Annotated in this window: 15 protein-coding genes and 1 riboswitch; of the genes, 1 reads left to right on the top strand and 14 read right to left on the bottom strand. The window is 52.8% G+C overall.

The features are described 5' to 3' along the window. Nucleotides 1-54 precede the first annotated feature (54 nt). The 13 genes from ccmB to fruB all read right to left on the bottom strand — a co-directional run bounded on the left by ccmB (nt 55) and on the right by fruB (nt 12458). Nucleotides 55-723 carry a heme exporter protein CcmB gene (ccmB, locus tag HV127_RS26970; protein WP_112213073.1) on the bottom strand — a complete coding sequence of 223 codons (669 nt, stop codon included), beginning with the start codon at nt 721-723 and terminating at the stop codon, nt 55-57. Beyond that, nucleotides 720-1337 carry a cytochrome c biogenesis heme-transporting ATPase CcmA gene (gene ccmA / locus HV127_RS26975; protein WP_182239987.1) on the bottom strand — a complete coding sequence of 206 codons (618 nt, stop codon included), beginning with the start codon at nt 1335-1337 and terminating at the stop codon, nt 720-722. The genes ccmB and ccmA overlap by 4 nt, the downstream gene beginning before the upstream one ends. Nucleotides 1338-1356: 19 nt before the next feature. Beyond that, nucleotides 1357-2160, bottom strand: coding sequence for a cytochrome c1 (locus tag HV127_RS26980; RefSeq protein ID WP_181485558.1), 804 nt, complete (start codon nt 2158-2160; stop codon nt 1357-1359). Between the two features lie 2 nt (nt 2161-2162). Then, nucleotides 2163-3323 carry a cytochrome b N-terminal domain-containing protein gene (locus HV127_RS26985; RefSeq protein ID WP_182239989.1) on the bottom strand — a complete coding sequence of 387 codons (1161 nt, stop codon included), beginning with the start codon at nt 3321-3323 and terminating at the stop codon, nt 2163-2165. Nucleotide 3324: 1 nt separating this feature from the next. Then, nucleotides 3325-3876: a ubiquinol-cytochrome c reductase iron-sulfur subunit gene (gene petA, locus HV127_RS26990; protein WP_110272367.1), complete on the bottom strand. Its 552-nt coding sequence runs from the start codon at nt 3874-3876 to the stop codon at nt 3325-3327. 27 nt (nt 3877-3903) lie between these two features. Continuing rightward, entirely contained in the window at nt 3904-4344 is a 441-nt protein-coding gene (locus HV127_RS26995) for a pseudoazurin (protein WP_110272366.1), read from the bottom strand. Nucleotides 4345-4354: 10 nt separating this feature from the next. Then, a complete protein-coding gene (locus tag HV127_RS27000; RefSeq protein WP_182239991.1) occupies nt 4355-5170 on the bottom strand; it encodes an ABC transporter ATP-binding protein in 816 nt (271 codons plus the stop codon). Beyond that, on the bottom strand, nt 5167-6234 hold the full coding sequence (locus HV127_RS27005) for an iron ABC transporter permease (RefSeq protein WP_110272364.1): 1068 nt from the start codon (nt 6232-6234) through the stop codon (nt 5167-5169). Before HV127_RS27005 ends, HV127_RS27000 begins: the two co-directional genes overlap by 4 nt. 68 nt (nt 6235-6302) lie before the next feature. Beyond that, nucleotides 6303-7355 carry an ABC transporter substrate-binding protein gene (locus HV127_RS27010; RefSeq protein WP_110272439.1) on the bottom strand — a complete coding sequence of 351 codons (1053 nt, stop codon included), beginning with the start codon at nt 7353-7355 and terminating at the stop codon, nt 6303-6305. 222 nt (nt 7356-7577) lie between these two features. Beyond that, nucleotides 7578-7802, bottom strand: a riboswitch (cobalamin riboswitch). Between the two features lie 245 nt (nt 7803-8047). Next, the gene (locus tag HV127_RS27015) at nt 8048-8530 is read right to left on the bottom strand and encodes a GNAT family N-acetyltransferase (protein WP_110272438.1); all 483 of its coding nucleotides are present in this window, start codon (nt 8528-8530) and stop codon (nt 8048-8050) included. A gap of 153 nt (nt 8531-8683) precedes the next feature. Next, nucleotides 8684-10372, bottom strand: a complete 1689-nt coding sequence (fruA, locus tag HV127_RS27020) for a PTS fructose transporter subunit IIBC (RefSeq protein WP_182239993.1) — start codon at nt 10370-10372, stop codon at nt 8684-8686. 16 nt (nt 10373-10388) lie between these two features. Further along, complete coding sequence (gene fruK, locus HV127_RS27025; protein ID WP_110272362.1) at nt 10389-11327, bottom strand: 1-phosphofructokinase; 939 nt, start codon at nt 11325-11327, stop codon at nt 10389-10391. Beyond that, on the bottom strand, nt 11328-12458 hold the full coding sequence (gene fruB / locus HV127_RS27030) for a fused PTS fructose transporter subunit IIA/HPr protein (protein ID WP_142512989.1): 1131 nt from the start codon (nt 12456-12458) through the stop codon (nt 11328-11330). Nucleotides 12459-12789: 331 nt separating this feature from the next. On the opposite strand from fruB, the gene setB reads away from it, so the two are divergent. Further along, nucleotides 12790-13971 carry a sugar efflux transporter SetB gene (setB, locus tag HV127_RS27035; protein ID WP_182239995.1) on the top strand — a complete coding sequence of 394 codons (1182 nt, stop codon included), beginning with the start codon at nt 12790-12792 and terminating at the stop codon, nt 13969-13971. A 36-nt stretch (nt 13972-14007) separates the two neighbouring features. On the opposite strand, the gene HV127_RS27040 is transcribed toward setB, so the two are convergent. Continuing rightward, nucleotides 14008-15258 (bottom strand): NupC/NupG family nucleoside CNT transporter, encoded by a 1251-nt coding sequence (locus HV127_RS27040; protein WP_112213062.1) that lies wholly within the window; start codon nt 15256-15258, stop codon nt 14008-14010. Between the last annotated feature and the right edge of the window lie 194 nt (nt 15259-15452).

Consider the following 15452-nt stretch of genomic DNA (forward strand, 5'->3'; position numbering starts at 1 on the left):
CAGAAAATAATGAGTGCGTTGATAAAACTTTTACCGGATGGCGGCGCAAACGCCTTATCCGGCCTGCAAGCTGATACGTAGCGCAGCCGCCGTCGCAAAGGGGCTCAACGTTGCGCTGCCCGCCAGCAACGCGCCCAGAATCGCCATGTAATCCTTAACAGGCAGATGCATAGCAGCCGCCTCCATCGCGGCGGTCGCAAAAATCAGTAACGGAATGGTCAGCGGCAGCACCAGCACGCTCAGTAGCACGCCTCCGCGCTTTAGCCCGATGGTCAACCCAACGCCCGGCGCGCCGAGAAAACTCAGCGTCGGCGTTCCCAGCAGCAGGGTCAGTGCCATGATTTGCCAGCCGTAAACGTCCATTCCTAACAGCAGCGCCACCAGTGGTGAGAGGATAAGCAGCGGCAGGCCGGTCACCACCCAGTGGGCCATTACCTTCGCCAGCACCACCGCTGATAACGGCAGCGGCAGCAGCATCAGCTGTTCGAGGCTTCCGTCCTGTAAGTCGTCGCGAAACAGGCGCTCCAGCGCCAGCAGCGAGGAAAGCAGCGCGGCGACCCAGATAATCCCGGGGGCGATGCGCGCCAAAAGCTGCGGCTCAGAGCCAACACTCAGTGGGAACAACGTAATAACAATCAGGAAGAACCACAGCGGATTGGCGATTTCCGCACGATGGCGAAACGCCACCCGCAGCTCAAGACGAAAAATCCGCCACATCATCACCCAGCCTCCTCGCCGCTCAACGCAATGCGGCGAATCTTATCGGTCGCCATGTTTATGGGCTGATGGGTGGTGAGAATGACAATGCCGCCCCGCTCGGTGTGCTGCGCCATTCGTTGCGTCAGGCGCTCCACGCCGTTCATATCAATGGCGGTAAAAGGTTCGTCGAGGATCCAGAGCGTAGCGCGCGTCAGCCAGAGTCGCGCCAGGGCAACCCGGCGCTGCTGCCCGGCGGAGAGTTGATTAACGGGAATATCTTCGTATCCGGCAAGACCCGCCTGAGCCAGCGCGTTCATACATTGAGCTGCGTCACCGTCATGATGGAAAAAACGCAGGTTCTCTAGCGCCGAAAGCCGGGTTTTAATCCCTGGCTGATGGCCAATCCACAGCAGGTTTTGTTGATAGCTGTCGCGCACACGGTGCAGCGGCTGCGCCTGCCAGTACACTCCCCCGACGTCAGGGCGAGCCAGTCCACTGAGCAACCGTAGCAAAGTCGTTTTCCCCACGCCGTTGCCCCCGGTAATTTGTATCCACTCCCCCGCTTTCACCAAGAATGATAAATCGCTAAACAAGATTCGTTCATCTCGCTCGCAGCGGAGCTGTCTGGCTTCAAGCATATTACCCACTCTCTCTCGCTTATTTCGGCGAACGTCTCTTCATTAGTCGTAAAACCCATAGCAATCCCAGCATCACGGAGAGGTAGCCCATGACGTAAATTCCCTGCTTTTTTCGCGCCCAGAGATCCGGGTCCGCAGCCCATGCCAGAAAGGCGGTGACATCCTGAGCATACTGCTCTTCTGTTTCGGCTATCTGCGACGCCGTTTGCCAATGAATTTCGCCATCCGTAAGCGGCTTTGGCATATTAATCACGCCACCAGGAAAGTAGCGATTAGCCTTCATTTCAGGATCATCGGGCCGGTAACCGGTTAATAGTGCGAAGACATAATCCGCTCCCTGATCCGTGTAGGGTAAAAAGGCATCAAACAGGAATTGTGGGAATCCGCGATCATATGATCGGGCCCGGACGATATAGCTCAGGTCAACGGGTTCAGTACCATTGTTAAGGTATCGCGCTTCCTGAACGTTAAGATATGGCGATATAAAACTGTCATTTAGCGTACCGTCCCGCTCGCCAACCTGGCCGTCATCCTGTATGTCAGGGAACTGATAGCCGCTGGCGATACTTTTTGCTTCTTCGAGCGTGAGTTCCGGGCCGCCGGGTCTGGTCAGGGTGCGAAAAGTGAGGTATTTCATACCGTGACAGGCGCGACACTTCTCTTCATAAACCTGCATGCCGCGCCGAAGCTGATCTTTATCATACTGGCCCGTGATGCCGCTAAAGCTCCAGTCCTGCCGCACAGGCGTGGGCTCTTTCGCCCAAGTAGAACCCAGCTCTAAAAGTGACAGACACAAAACGCTGAATTTCAATAATCGCGTCATCTTCAGTCCTGTTTTTCCAGAAAACGGCGGCAGGGCAGCACGATTAAAAACCAGGCAAACCAGATCAGCGTTGAAAGCTGCGACGCCGCGCGGATCCAGCCCTCTTGATTGCGGAAACCGTCAATAAGGTCAGGTCCCACCAGCGCTTTTGTTCCCAGCCAGCCTAAAAAGCAGGCATTGATAACCCACAGCCAAAAGCCGCACTTAACCAGCTTGCTGTAGTGGCGAAAACGGGCCCGAGAGGAATCAAGCCAGGGCAAGAAATAGAAAATCAATACCGAGCCGCACATCGCGACTAACCCGGCGAATTCATTCGGAAAACATCGAAGCATCGAGAAGAAAGGAAGAAAGTACCATTCAGGTGCCACAATCGCTGGCGTAATCGTTGGATCAGCTGGGATAAAGTTATCTGCGCTGCTCAGGTAGTGCGGCGCGAAGAATAAAAACCAGGCGAAGAGCATCAAAAACAAGGTGATTTTGATGGCATCAAGATCGGTGATTTTATAATCAAACAAAAGCTTTCTGGACTCTTTCTCACTAAAGGTCTTCTTCATCGCCTGCGCAAAAGCAGACTGGACACTACGAACGTGGAAGATCGTCGCGACAACAATTGCGAAGGGAAGCATAAAGTGCAGAACAAAAAAACGGCCAAGCATCGGGGTACCTGGCGTATAGCCGCCGACCAGAAACGCATACAACGTATCGCCCACCAGCGGGATGGCCTGTGCAAAACGAGTAATGACGGTTGCCGCCCAGTAGCTTTTTTGCCCCCAGATGAGGCTATAGCCAAGAAGTGCGGTAATCATCAGCAAGACGTATAGCGTTACGCTAATCATCCACATTGCAACCCACGGCTTGCGATATACGTTGTAGTACATGCCGCGAAAAATATGTAGATAGCAGGCGAAGAAAAAAAGCGATGCGCCAGTGGCGTGCAGATTACGCAGCAGTTCTCCGTGGCTTACCGTGCGCATAATATGCATGATGGAATCAAATGCCAGCTCAGCCGTCGGCACGTAAAACATCGCCAGTACAATACCGGTAAGGATCTGCACGCCGAGCATGACCAGCAGAATAGCGCCGATAGCAAATACCCAGAGTCCGGCAACCGTTCGGGGAAAAGGGATACGCCAACGGAGCGAATAAGCGCGCGCAGTCGTCATCTCAGACTTCCTTAGCGCCGATGCGCACGGTCAGACCATCGGGATGAAAAGTAAAGTCGGGAACGGCCAGATTCGCGGTCGCCGGTCCGCGGGTAACGCGTCCAGAGGCATCGAATTCAGACCCGTGGCACGGACAAACCCAGCCCTGTCCGCCAGCTCTGGCGTTTGGCACGCACCCGGCATGAGGGCAATATCCCTGAACAACAAGCCATTGGGGATAATCGGCATTAACCCTTTCGTTGTCTGCCTGTGGGTCAATGAGTTTATGGCTTTCGACATCCCGGGCGGCAGCTATCTCATCTGCAGTCCGATGGTGAATAAGAATGAGCTTGCCTTGCCAGACACGCCTAACGGTTTGACCGACAGCCACACCAGCAAGGGAGACATCGATCGGTTCATTTTCTCCGGCCGTCTTTTCATCCGGGCCCAGAGCGGATACCAGCGGCCAGACGGCAGCGGCAACGCCTGCAGCGCCAACGAATTTTGTCAGCCTGCACAAGCAGTCGCGGCGCTGCTCCTGAATTTCATCACCGGTATGTTTGTTATCCGCCACAGCACAATTCTCCCTGAGTGTCGCGAGCTACTGCTTGTCGATACGTGAGTAGATATCCTGGAAGCGTTTATCGGCAATTCCCGGTGCTTTAAACGCGCGATAGCTGTCCGGCAGAGTGGCATCACCAACCTTAATCAACATCACCATGCCCTGCGCGTAGTGTGGTGTGCATTTGACGCCGTAAAATCCGGCATTGTCATATTTCACTTCGATCTCTTCATCGATTTTGCCCATAAACCCCGGATAATCCGCCGGAGACAGTTCCGCGATGGAGGCCGCGTTATGGCTTTTATGCTTACGGATAAACTTCACCGTATCACCAGGTTGGATCTCCAGGTAATCCGGCTCATAGATCATTGGCCCTGCCGTCCCGCGATTTTTCATTAATACTTCATGAGTTTGCGCGAAGACTGAAGAAGTGAAGGCCAGTAAACATAAAACTTTCAGGCTCTGTTTGAGGTATTTCATCGATTCTTCCTTAGAATTCATCAGGTCTCTGATAACGAATAAAGCAGCTTGTACCGCCTGGTTCGCGTTCAACAATGGCGTCAATGCCAAACCAGGTGCTGAGGTGTTCCCGGGTAAAAATGGTGCCTGGAGCGCCCTGCATCACCATGCGTCCAGACTTCATCACGATGATGCGATCGCAAAACATCGCGGCATGATTCAGGTCGTGCAGGGCGGCAATTACCGTGAGCTTTTCACGTTTAACCAGGCTAAGCAGGCCAATCTGATGTTGAATGTCGAGGTGGTTGGTAGGTTCATCCATTAGCAACAACTGCGGCTGCTGTGCCAGCGCCCGGGCGATATGCAGGCGCTGTTTCTCTCCCCCAGAAAAGGTATGCCAGCAACGGTGCTGTAATTCGCGGAGATCGACCTTCCTCAGCATCGTTTGCACGATATCGTCATCTTTAGCGGACCAGGGCGAGAGCAGGCTAAGCCAGGGGGTCCGTCCCAGCGAAACGGCCTGCAAAGCGGTAATACGTTCACCTGTCTCAGCCTGTTGTTCGACCAGCGCCACCTGCTGTGCAAGATGGCGACGTGAGTAATGATGGAGTGCTTTGTGCTGTAGCGTGATGCGTCCAGACGTGGGTTTCAACAAACCTGCTAACAACGAAATGAGTGATGTTTTACCCGACCCGTTGGGGCCAATAATTCCGACAAACTCGCCGGGAGCCACCCTGAGCGAGACATCATCAACGATCACTTTGCCTTTTACCTTCCAGCGCAGGTTACACGCCTCGATAACGACTTCAGCCGAGGCTAAAGGAGGCAGTACAAGATTGACGGTCATTTGGCCTTATTTCCTCTGATCAGGATGATTGAAAACGCGGGCGCGCCGACCAGAGCCGTGATCACACCTATAGGTAATACCTGTCCGGGCAGTAATGTGCGGGAGATAACATCGGCAATGATGAGAAAAATCGCCCCAATCAGTGCGCTAACTGGCAACAGGCGATGGTGTTGGTTACCAACCAACATACGGGCAGCGTGGGGGATAACCAGACCAACAAAGCCAATGGCACCGACGATGGAGACCATAATCGCCGTCATACCGGTGACAGCGGCAATAAGTACCGCACGGGTGCGTTTGACAGGAATTCCTAACGATGCCGCAGACTCAGCGCCAAAGGAAAAAGCATCGAGATGGCGGGCATAACAGAAGCACAGCGCGACACCGACCAGGGCAGTAGGAATGGCTAATACAACATCGGGCCAGCGCACGCCGCTCAGGTTACCCAACAGCCAGAACATAATACCGCGCGCCTGTTCGGCGTTTGCTGAGCGGGTGATGATCAGTGAAGTAATAGCGTTGAATAGCTGCGAACTGGCGATCCCAGCAAGAATGATTTGGGTTGTGATGCCACCACCTTGCCTGCCGCCTGCAGCCATCGCCAGCAGAGCGACGAACAGAAATGCCGTCAGCGCACCAATGAAAGCGCCAAATGACATACTGATGATCCCAGCCCCCAGACCGGTGAGCGCAACCAGTACTGCACCGGTAGAAGCCCCGGCGGAAATGCCCAGCAGATAGGGCTCAGCAAGCGCATTACGCAGTATCGACTGTAGCACTACCCCGGACACCGCGAGGCACGCGCCGCAGCAGGCAGAAACCAGGGCTCGCGTCAGGCGATAGTTCCAGATGATCCCGGCATCCAGCGCATCGACTGGATAGTCAGTATCAAGCAGACGATTTGCCAGCGTACTGAGTACATGCTGCCAGGGGATAAGCGTTTCGCCAATGGAGATCCCCGCCAGCAGTACGCAGCACATCAGCACACTAACCCAAATGGCATGTCCACCAACTCTTACCGCAAGCTGACCAACAGCGCGACGCATCCTGCGAGAATCACTCATGATTATATCTGCGTTCCTGAGTAACGGAGATGCGCTATGCCGGGCAAGGACATAGCGCAAAACGTAGATTAATGAGAGGCCTGTGGATGCGCTAAGCCATATTCAACCAGGGCATCAGCCAGTTTTTCTAGCCCATCAATAGTTCTGATGCCGGCGTTCATTGTTTGTACGTCAATGACAGGCAGATGATTTTCCTTCACCGCAGGAAGTAGTTTGGCGACTGGGTCGGACTTGAGGTAATCCATCTTGACCTGCCAGTCATCGGCCGGGAAGCGGCGACGACTCATCTCACCGAGTACAATGACCGAAGGATTGGCTTTGGCAATGGTCTCCCAACCTACCGTTGGCCACTCTTCGGCTGAATCAATAACGTTTTTCACGCCTAGCTTCTGAGCAATCCATGCGGCTGGACCAAACTTCCCTGCCACGTATGGATCAAGCTGCAGGTCGGCGCTGGAGAACCAGAATACTGCTGAGACATTTTTATCCATGCCGGAAATTTTATTTATCGCTGCTGCTTCACGTGCTTTAAGACTGGCAATCAGCGCATCGCCTTTATCCTGAACGTCGAAGATTTTTGCCAGATCAGCGACTTCCTGATACACCATGGCAATATCAAACATACCTTTACGGACGCCATCACCGCCATCTTCGTTATCTTTCGCGCAGTCGGCAGGTGCGGTGTAGACCGGAACGTTCAGTTCACTAAACTGCTCGTAAGAGGCAACCGTACCCGCAGGACCGATTTGCCACTCAAACTGGCTGGCAACCAGCTCCGGTTTTTTAGCAATAATCCCTTCAAAGCTGGGAATATTTTGCGCAATGACGTCCACTTTCTCGTTTGCCGCTTTATACGCATCAGGTACAGGGCCAAACCACAGCGAAGTACCCACTACGCGATCGGCAAGCCCGAGCGAATAGAGAATTTCAGTGCTGTTCTGACCCACCGTCGCCACACGTTTAGGGGCCTGATTGAAGGTGATGTCGCGGCCGCAGTTTTTAATCGTTAAGGGATATTCAGTTTTTGCCGCACTGGCGACACTGGAGTTGAGTAGTAGAGTTGCGCCTGCAATAATCAGAAGCGTTTTTTTAGAAGTGAAAGAAGTAAAATTAGCGTGCATTATCATCGTCCCGTTGATGCCAGATCTGAAGGTCTGGTCATGGCTCATTTCGTTCCATATATCGGGAGGAGACATGAAGATAGATGACATTGAATCGTGAAATTTAAGAATAAAGATATGCAAAAAATGCAAATAAGCCTTACTTAGCCAAAATTTTATTCATAAATACACTACTGTCTGCGTCAAATAATTCATCCCATGGACCATCCCGTCCACTCAATGGTATACAACATTATTGACAGCAGGTCTCCTGACTCACGGTAACCAGAATATCAGCCTTCCCATAAAGACAAACTTTACAGTGACCAGCGGTTAATTAACCGCACAAGGATATTCTGCATCCGCCTACAGTTGCGGGGGCAGTTATGGCATTGAATTTAACAATTCGCACCATATTCCTATTCAAATACAAAAATGTAATGAAATGCTGTCGAAAGCGACTCTAGCGGCAATTGTAAACAAGGTCAACCGTATGACGAAACGATTAAAACGTCACACTAATATAAAAATAGCAATAAAATACAATCAGTTACAACAAAATCACTTACCAGAAAGTTATGCTTGAAAATAATCACAAAAAGCTAAATGAGAATTAATTGACACTGATCAAACTATATACTCGGTTTGCTTACCTCAAATTAAATATATTGATCGCTATCAACAATGCGTCCAATTAGCGTTGGGTTCATTTATTAATGTGATCTCTCCATATGAACCAACTGCCATTTATCCTGCATATCCATCACAACGCTAAAATGATTACGCAACCAGAAATGATAGCCTCCAGGCAAAAAATGATGCGTGTGAAGATATAAGGTTTTATATTGTTGCTGCCGACAGAATTCCTCAGCAAAAGCGATCAACTGACTACCAATGCCCTGTCTGCGATAGCGCTTATCCACATAACAGCGGCAAATTTCTGCGGTTTCAGACAAATTATAACGCCCGCGCAACTCAGCGAGCCTGTCATCATATTGACATACTGCCAGTGTAGCGATTAACTCCTGTTTTTCATCCCATGCACAAAGCAGCAAATTCCTTTCCTGCGAAATATACTGCTGTTCGAGATTAAAAATATCCTCATCGGCAGAAGGTATTGATCTACCAGCGTTGAAGAACAGATTGAGGTGCTGAACAAGGAACGACTGAACTGCGGGAATATCAGCGTGAGTCATTTCACGAAGCGTAAATGGAAACATAGTATGGCTGGCCCAAACTAGACAAGGAAAAAGAATAATAACAATTCAGGCAGGGAAAACCACTAGCGTCAGAAACAATAAAAAAGGGCAGAGAAAACTCTGCCCTTAATGAAGATATTACAAGGTCTATCAGGCTGCTTTTTCTTCCACCTGAACTTCAGGACGTTTCAGCACCGCGTAGGAGAGACCTGCGACCAGCGTACCGACAACAATCGCCATCAGGTAGCCGAGAACCGGCGTAATCGCACCAGGAATCAGCAGAACAAACAGACCGCCATGCGGTGCCATCAATTTGGCGCCAACCCACATGGACATCGCGCCGGTCACCGCACCACCAACGATACAGCAAGGCAGGACGCGCATCGGGTCACGAGCAGCGAATGGAATCGCCCCTTCAGTGATAAAGCACAGACCGAGGACCAGCGCGGCTTTGCCACCTTCTTGCTGCGCTTTGTCGAACTTTTTACGCGCAACCAGCGTTGCCAGACCCAGCGCCAGCGGTGGAACCATACCCGCCGCCATAATCGCCGCCATCGGCGCATAGGTTTGGGTACTCAGCAGGCCAACACCAAACGCATAGGCTGCTTTATTCACCGGACCGCCCATATCGGTACACATCATACCGCCGAGGATCGCGCCGAGCAGAACCGCATTCGCCGTACCCATGGTTTGCAGCCAGTGGGTCAGACCTTCGAGGATCCCGGCAACAGGTTTACCAATCAGGTAAATCATCGCCAGACCGACGATCAGACTGGAAACCAGCGGAATGATCAGAATCGGTTTCAGCGCTTCCATACTTTGCGGCAATTTCAGCTTCGTACTAATCGCTTTCGCCACATAACCTGCAAGGAAACCAGCGATAATACCGCCGATAAACCCAGACCCGGTGCTCACTGCCAGCATACCGCCGATAAGACCAGGGGTCAGGCCCGGACGGTCAGCAATTGAGAAGGCAATGAAGCCCGCCAGCACCGGAACCATCAGCGCAAAGGCTGAGCCACCGCCGATTTGCATCAGCGCCGCTGCCAGAGTATCCGGGACTTCAAAAGCTTTAATACCAAAGGCAAAGGAGAGCGCAATACACAGGCCGCCCGCAACAACCATTGGCAGCATGTATGAAACGCCGGTCAGCAGGTGACGGTATGCCCCCGCAGACTCTTTTTTCCCCTCCGTTGCCGCCTGGGATTTACCCGAAGGCTGGTACGGTTTCGCCTCAACGACAGCTTTATCCAGCTCCTGAGCGGTTTTCTTCAGCGCCAGGCCGGTGGTGGTGCGATACATCGGCTTACCAGCGAATTTCGCCAGATCGACTTCGATATCAGCAGCAACCACCACCAGATCCGCTTGTTCCACTTCTTCCGGGGTGATCGCGTTGCCCGCGCCCACGGAGCCACGAGTTTCAACTTTCACCCACCAGCCGCGTTTTTTGGCTTCGGTTTCAATCGCTTCCGCCGCCATAAACGTATGCGCTACGCCAGTCGGACAAGCGGTTACCGCCACAATGCGTTTCGGGCCGTTGGTCGCAGCCGGTAAAGCAACCGCCGCCGGAGCGGTGTAAGGCGTCGCGTGGCTTTTGGCTTCACTGAGGAACAGTTCCGGGTGAGCCACGGCGCGGTTAATGTCGCCGAGATAAACCTTCTTGCCGTTCAGCGCGCTATCAGCAGGCAGCGTCGCGCCCAGCACGATCGCCAGTTCAGCGTCGTTCGGGTTATCAATCAGTTCGAGTTGCGCTTTTTGCGCCGCAGTGCTCAACAGGGTCTTCGCCATATAGGCGCGAGCCTGTCCAAGCCCGGCATCAATAATCAGCAGCGTTTTCATTATGCCTCTCCTGCTGTTAATTAAAGGGTTGTAAGTCGACGCGCGCCATCATTGCGGCCAACTGGGTACGATCGGTAATACCGACATTGCTTTGACTCACCGCCAGCGCGGCAACCGCCGTCGCCAGACGCAGCGTATGCTCGCTGGACTCGCGCATTAGCAGACCGTAAATCAGGCCGCCAACCATAGAGTCCCCCGCACCAACGGTGCTAATCACTTCGACTGAAGGCGGCTTAGCAATCCACTCTCCGGATGCGTTAACCCACAGAGCACCTTCTTCGCCAAGGGAGATAACCACGTGGGCAATCCCCTGTTCACGCAGCGCGTGGGCTGCTTCAATCACATCTTTCATTTCAGGCAGCTTACGACCCGCCCAGATTTCCAGCTCGCGACGGTTAGGTTTCACCAACCATGGCGCCGCTTTCAGGCCAGCAACCAGTGCTTCGCGGCTGCTGTCAAAAATGATGCACGGGCACTGACTACGCAGACGGGTCATCCAGTCGGTGAACGCTTCCGGGCTCACACCGGATGGCAAGCTACCGCTCACGCAAACCATATCGAACTGACCTAACCAGCTCAGGGAATCATTAACAAAACGTTCCCAGTCGCCAGGCGTCACTTCAAAGCCAGAGAAGTTGAAATCGGTCACTTCACTGTCTTTTTCCGTCAGTTTGACGTTGATACGAGTACGACCCTGCACAACCTGAAAACGGTTCGCGATGCCCAGTTCACTGAACAGCTGCTGAAATCCATCCTGGTTGTCTTTACCCAGGAAGCCACCCACGGTGACGTCGATGCCGAGATCTTTCAGCACTTTTGCAACGTTGATCCCTTTCCCGGCAGCATGTAAGCCGGTGGTACGCACGAGGTTAACCTCACCGCGTTCAATTTCCGGGGTAAACCCCACCAGGTCATAGGCCGGGTTTAAAGTAATCGTTGCGACACGTCTGCTCATTTATGCGCCCTCCCCAAGGCCTGCGGCGATAGCTTCGCCAATCGCATCCAGCGCCTGTTGCGCATCCTCACCTTGCGCGGTAAAGCGCAGACGGTGACCTTTCTTCACACCCAGCGCCACGACTTTCATCAGGCTGCGACCATTGGCCGGTTTACCCGAACCATCAAGGTTGGTGACGGTAATGTCGCTGGAGAATTGTTTAATGGTATTAACCAGCATAGTGCCTGGACGCGCGTGCAGCCCGTGCTCATTGCGGATCACATATTCAGCGCTCAGCACGTCTTCAGCGATGGCATCATCGCTGGTCAGCAACGCCAGCAGCGTAGCGCCATCAGCTTTCAGCAAACGGTCAGCTTTTTTGTCGAGCAGTAAATTGGTCAGGCGATTAAGTACCGCTGTCGGCTGGTCATCAGCCATCGCTACGGTAATCAGCAGGGAAACCGGCTGCTCATCGCGGATAAAAGCGGTTGCTGCACGGCTGACCGCAACGGCGCTGCGCAGGTTACCTTCAGTGCTGTCGTTCAGCCAGATGCCCTGACCGAGGTTCAGCGGTTGTTCATTAATCGTTTTGCTGACAAAGGAAGCATCAACGGCACCAGCTTCTTTCAATCGCGCGGCGTTCAGCGCCTGCAGAGTCAGCAGATCGCTGGCGACAACGTCCAGGCTCAGCGTGTCGTTGTCCAGCTTCAGCACTTCACTCTGCTTTTCACCCATCAGCAGAGCACGCAGTTCTTCAGCAGTAGTCGCGGATTTAAGCTGTTCAGCAACGGAATCATCGCTCAGTACATGGGTCAGCTGACGCAGCAGTCCCAGATGTTCATCCGAGCTGGCGGCGATACCGATGGCGACGTAAGCGGTCTGCCCTTCGCCCCAGGTCACGCCCTGCGGGAACTGATAAACCTGAACGCCGGTTTTCAGCACCTGGTCGCGGGTGTCGGTAGTGCCGTGCGGAATGGCAATGCCGTTACCCAGGAAAGTGGAGGTTTGCTGCTCGCGAGCCAGCATCCCGTTAATGTAGCCATCCGCCACGTTGCCCGCACTGACCAGCGCGGAAGCAACCTGACGAATTGCCTCTTCTTTATTACCGGCCTGCTGACCGGGATGAATATCTTGCACAGATAACTGGAACATGGTTCTCCTCTCCTGCTGAATTGAATCGTTTCAGCTACTTTGAGAAAAAATGCGTCATCTACCTGCTGGAGAATCTCCCGATGACGCTGAAACGTTTCAAGGAGTCTGTACCTTTATTAGTCATCGCGCAAGAAAACTTAGCAACCTGATAACAGAAGTTAGAGATACTGCACACTTTTGCTGAAGTGCAGGTGACGAATACCTTTCTGGTTCAGCTTTTTGCTGAAGTTGAAAATTTGAAACGTCTTTTTGATTTATTCGTGCCATGCCACTGTTCATTTTCTGACTGGCGGCGTAAACTCCGCGATTCCTGAAACCACAGAACATCGACATGCAAAACAGTAGCGCCGCCTTCCCACGACGCGGGTTTGATTTAACCTCCTCCGCCTTCCTGATCGTCGCCTTCCTGACGGGCATTGCCGGGGCGCTGCAAACGCCTACCCTGAGCCTGTTTTTAACTAACGAAGTGCATGTGCGACCGGCGATGGTCGGCTTCTTTTTTACTGGTAGCGCGGTGATCGGCATTCTGGTGAGCCAGTTTCTTGCCGGACGTTCGGATCGCAAAGGCGACCGCAAACAGCTGATTGTCTTTTGCTGTCTGATGGGCGTGCTGGCCTGCGTGCTATTCGCCTGGAACCGTAACTACTTTATTTTGCTGTTTGTCGGCGTGTTTCTAAGCAGCTTTGGTTCCACTGCGAACCCGCAAATGTTCGCCCTCGCCCGCGAACATGCGGACAAAACGGGCCGCGAGGCGGTCATGTTTAGCTCGATTCTGCGCGCACAGGTTTCACTGGCGTGGGTTATCGGGCCACCGTTGGCTTATGCGTTAGCGATGGGATTTGGCTTTACGGTGATGTATCTCAGCGCGGCGATTGCCTTCGTGGTCTGCGGCGCGATGGTCTGGTTTTTCCTTCCCAGCATGCGTAAAGAGCCAAAAACGGCTACAGGCCATCTTCAAGCACCGCGAACCAACCGTCGCGATGCGCTGCTGCTGTTTATCATCTGTACGCTAATGTGGGGAATCAACAGCCTGTACATCATTAATATGCCGCTGTTTATTATTAATGAGCTGCATTTACCCGAGAAACTGGCTGGATTAATGATGGGGACCGCCGCCGGGCTGGAAATCCCGACCATGCTGATTGCAGGCTACTACGCCAAACGCTTTGGCAAGCGTTTCCTGATGCAGATCTCTGCAATTGCCGGAGTGCTGTTTTATGTCGGCATGCTAACCGTACACACCCCCGTGCTGCTGCTGGCCCTGCAGGTGCTGAATGCTATTTTTATCGGTATTCTGGCCGGTATCGGTATGCTCTATTTTCAGGACCTGATGCCAGGCCAGGCCGGGGCGGCCACGACCCTCTATACCAATACCATTCGCGTCGGCTGGATTATTGCCGGTTCGCTGGCGGGTGTTGTTGCAGAAGTCTGGAGCTATCACGCCGTATTCTGGATTGCGCTAGTCATGGGCGTGGCTACCCAGGCCTGCCTGTGGCGTATTAAAGACGTGTAAAGCAGCGGTGTGCCGCATCAGCGGCACACCAGAGTATTACGCCAGGCCAATAAAAAACCCGGCAATTGTTGCGCTCATTAAGTTTGACAGCGTTGCCGCAGCCAGCGCCCTCATCCCCAGTTGGGCAATTTCAGACGCGCGCTGGGGTGCAATTGCCGAGAATGCGCCAACTACCACGCCAATGGAACCAAAGTTGGCGAAACCGCATAGCGCAAACGAAATAATGGCGATAGTTTTCACATCCAGCGATCCCGGCGTTTGCAGGAACGGCGAGAAGTTGAGGTAGGCCACGAACTCGTTTATCGCCAGCTTCTGGCCAATCAGGCTGCCCGCCAGCGTCGCATCACTCCAGTCAACGCCCATTAACCATGCCAGCGGTGCCAGGACATAACCGAAAATCCCCTCCAGGGTCGCGTGACCAAAACCGAACCAACCGCCGATACCGCCAATCACGCCGTTGATCAGAGCAATAATTGCCACAAACGCCATCACTACCGTCGCCACGCCCACGGCAATTTTCACCCCAGCCATCGCGCCGCTAGCCGCAGCTTCAATAAAACTTTTCGGCGGCGTTTCGGTGAAGGAGAGGTTTTCGAAAGTCACCTGCGATGCTTCAGTCGCCGGGCTAAGAAGACGGGCAAACAGAATACCGCCGGGAATCGCCATCAACGATGCCGCCAGCAGATAATCAATCGGCACGCCCAGCCCGGCATAGCCAATCATCGTCGACCCGGCGATAGAAGCCATCCCGCTGCAAATCGCGGTAAATAACTCATTACGATTTAGCTTGTTAATAAAGGGCTTAACGATCGCCGGGATCTCATTTTGCCCAAGGAAAATGGTGGTAACGGCAACAAATGACTCAATCTTGCTAATATTCAGCGCTTTCTGGAAAATTCCGCCAAGAATTCGGATCAGTATTCCCATTACGCCAATATAATAAAGCAGGCTGACCAATGCGGTGATAAAAATAATGGCAGGCAATACCCGAAAAGCGAAAATAAAACCAGAACCATCGAATAAGAGATCCATTTTTGGCCCGACCAGTGAACCAAAAATAAATGCGCTACCGGCATCGCTGTAGGTCATCACTTTATGTACGCCGAAAGCCGCCTGCTCCGCCAACCATTTTCCTGGCGGAAAATAGAGCATAACGCCGCCAATGGCAATTTGCAGTACCAGCGCCGCGCCAACCGTGCGCAGACTAATTCTTTTTTTATTTACTGACAGCAGAAAAGCGATTGCCAGTAATACCACCATACCCAAAACACTTCTCATTATATCCATAATGATTATCTCTTGATGCCAGCAAACCCGGCATTACGCCAGGTTTTGGTATGTCTGATATTATTGCGGGCGACCGCTTACTGCCCGCCTGTTTCTATACCCAATGGATTTCAAGTTGCTTCGAGGCGGCAAGAGAGAGAAGCCCCAGGAGCTTACTCAAGTAAGTGACTGGGGTGAACGAACGTAGCCAACAA

This window comes from Klebsiella sp. RHBSTW-00215, from assembly GCF_014103785.1.
Classification (GTDB): Bacteria; Pseudomonadota; Gammaproteobacteria; order Enterobacterales; family Enterobacteriaceae; genus Klebsiella.

What these genes read in the sequence shown, in the direction of transcription:
- HV127_RS27040 (WP_112213062.1), bottom strand. Translation starts at nt 15,258, where the DNA reads ATGGATATAATGAGAAGTGTTTTGGGTATGGTGGTATTACTGGCAATC.
- fruK (WP_110272362.1), bottom strand. Translation starts at nt 11,327, where the DNA reads ATGAGCAGACGTGTCGCAACGATTACTTTAAACCCGGCCTATGACCTG.
- fruB (WP_142512989.1), bottom strand. Translation starts at nt 12,458, where the DNA reads ATGTTCCAGTTATCTGTGCAAGATATTCATCCCGGTCAGCAGGCCGGT.
- setB (WP_182239995.1), top strand. Translation starts at nt 12,790, where the DNA reads ATGCAAAACAGTAGCGCCGCCTTCCCACGACGCGGGTTTGATTTAACC.
- ccmA (WP_182239987.1), bottom strand. Translation starts at nt 1,337, where the DNA reads ATGCTTGAAGCCAGACAGCTCCGCTGCGAGCGAGATGAACGAATCTTG.
- HV127_RS27000 (WP_182239991.1), bottom strand. Translation starts at nt 5,170, where the DNA reads ATGACCGTCAATCTTGTACTGCCTCCTTTAGCCTCGGCTGAAGTCGTT.
- HV127_RS26980 (WP_181485558.1), bottom strand. Translation starts at nt 2,160, where the DNA reads ATGACGCGATTATTGAAATTCAGCGTTTTGTGTCTGTCACTTTTAGAG.
- HV127_RS27015 (WP_110272438.1), bottom strand. Translation starts at nt 8,530, where the DNA reads ATGACTCACGCTGATATTCCCGCAGTTCAGTCGTTCCTTGTTCAGCAC.
- HV127_RS26985 (WP_182239989.1), bottom strand. Translation starts at nt 3,323, where the DNA reads ATGACGACTGCGCGCGCTTATTCGCTCCGTTGGCGTATCCCTTTTCCC.
- HV127_RS27010 (WP_110272439.1), bottom strand. Translation starts at nt 7,355, where the DNA reads ATGCACGCTAATTTTACTTCTTTCACTTCTAAAAAAACGCTTCTGATT.
- HV127_RS27005 (WP_110272364.1), bottom strand. Translation starts at nt 6,234, where the DNA reads ATGAGTGATTCTCGCAGGATGCGTCGCGCTGTTGGTCAGCTTGCGGTA.
- HV127_RS26995 (WP_110272366.1), bottom strand. Translation starts at nt 4,344, where the DNA reads ATGAAATACCTCAAACAGAGCCTGAAAGTTTTATGTTTACTGGCCTTC.
- fruA (WP_182239993.1), bottom strand. Translation starts at nt 10,372, where the DNA reads ATGAAAACGCTGCTGATTATTGATGCCGGGCTTGGACAGGCTCGCGCC.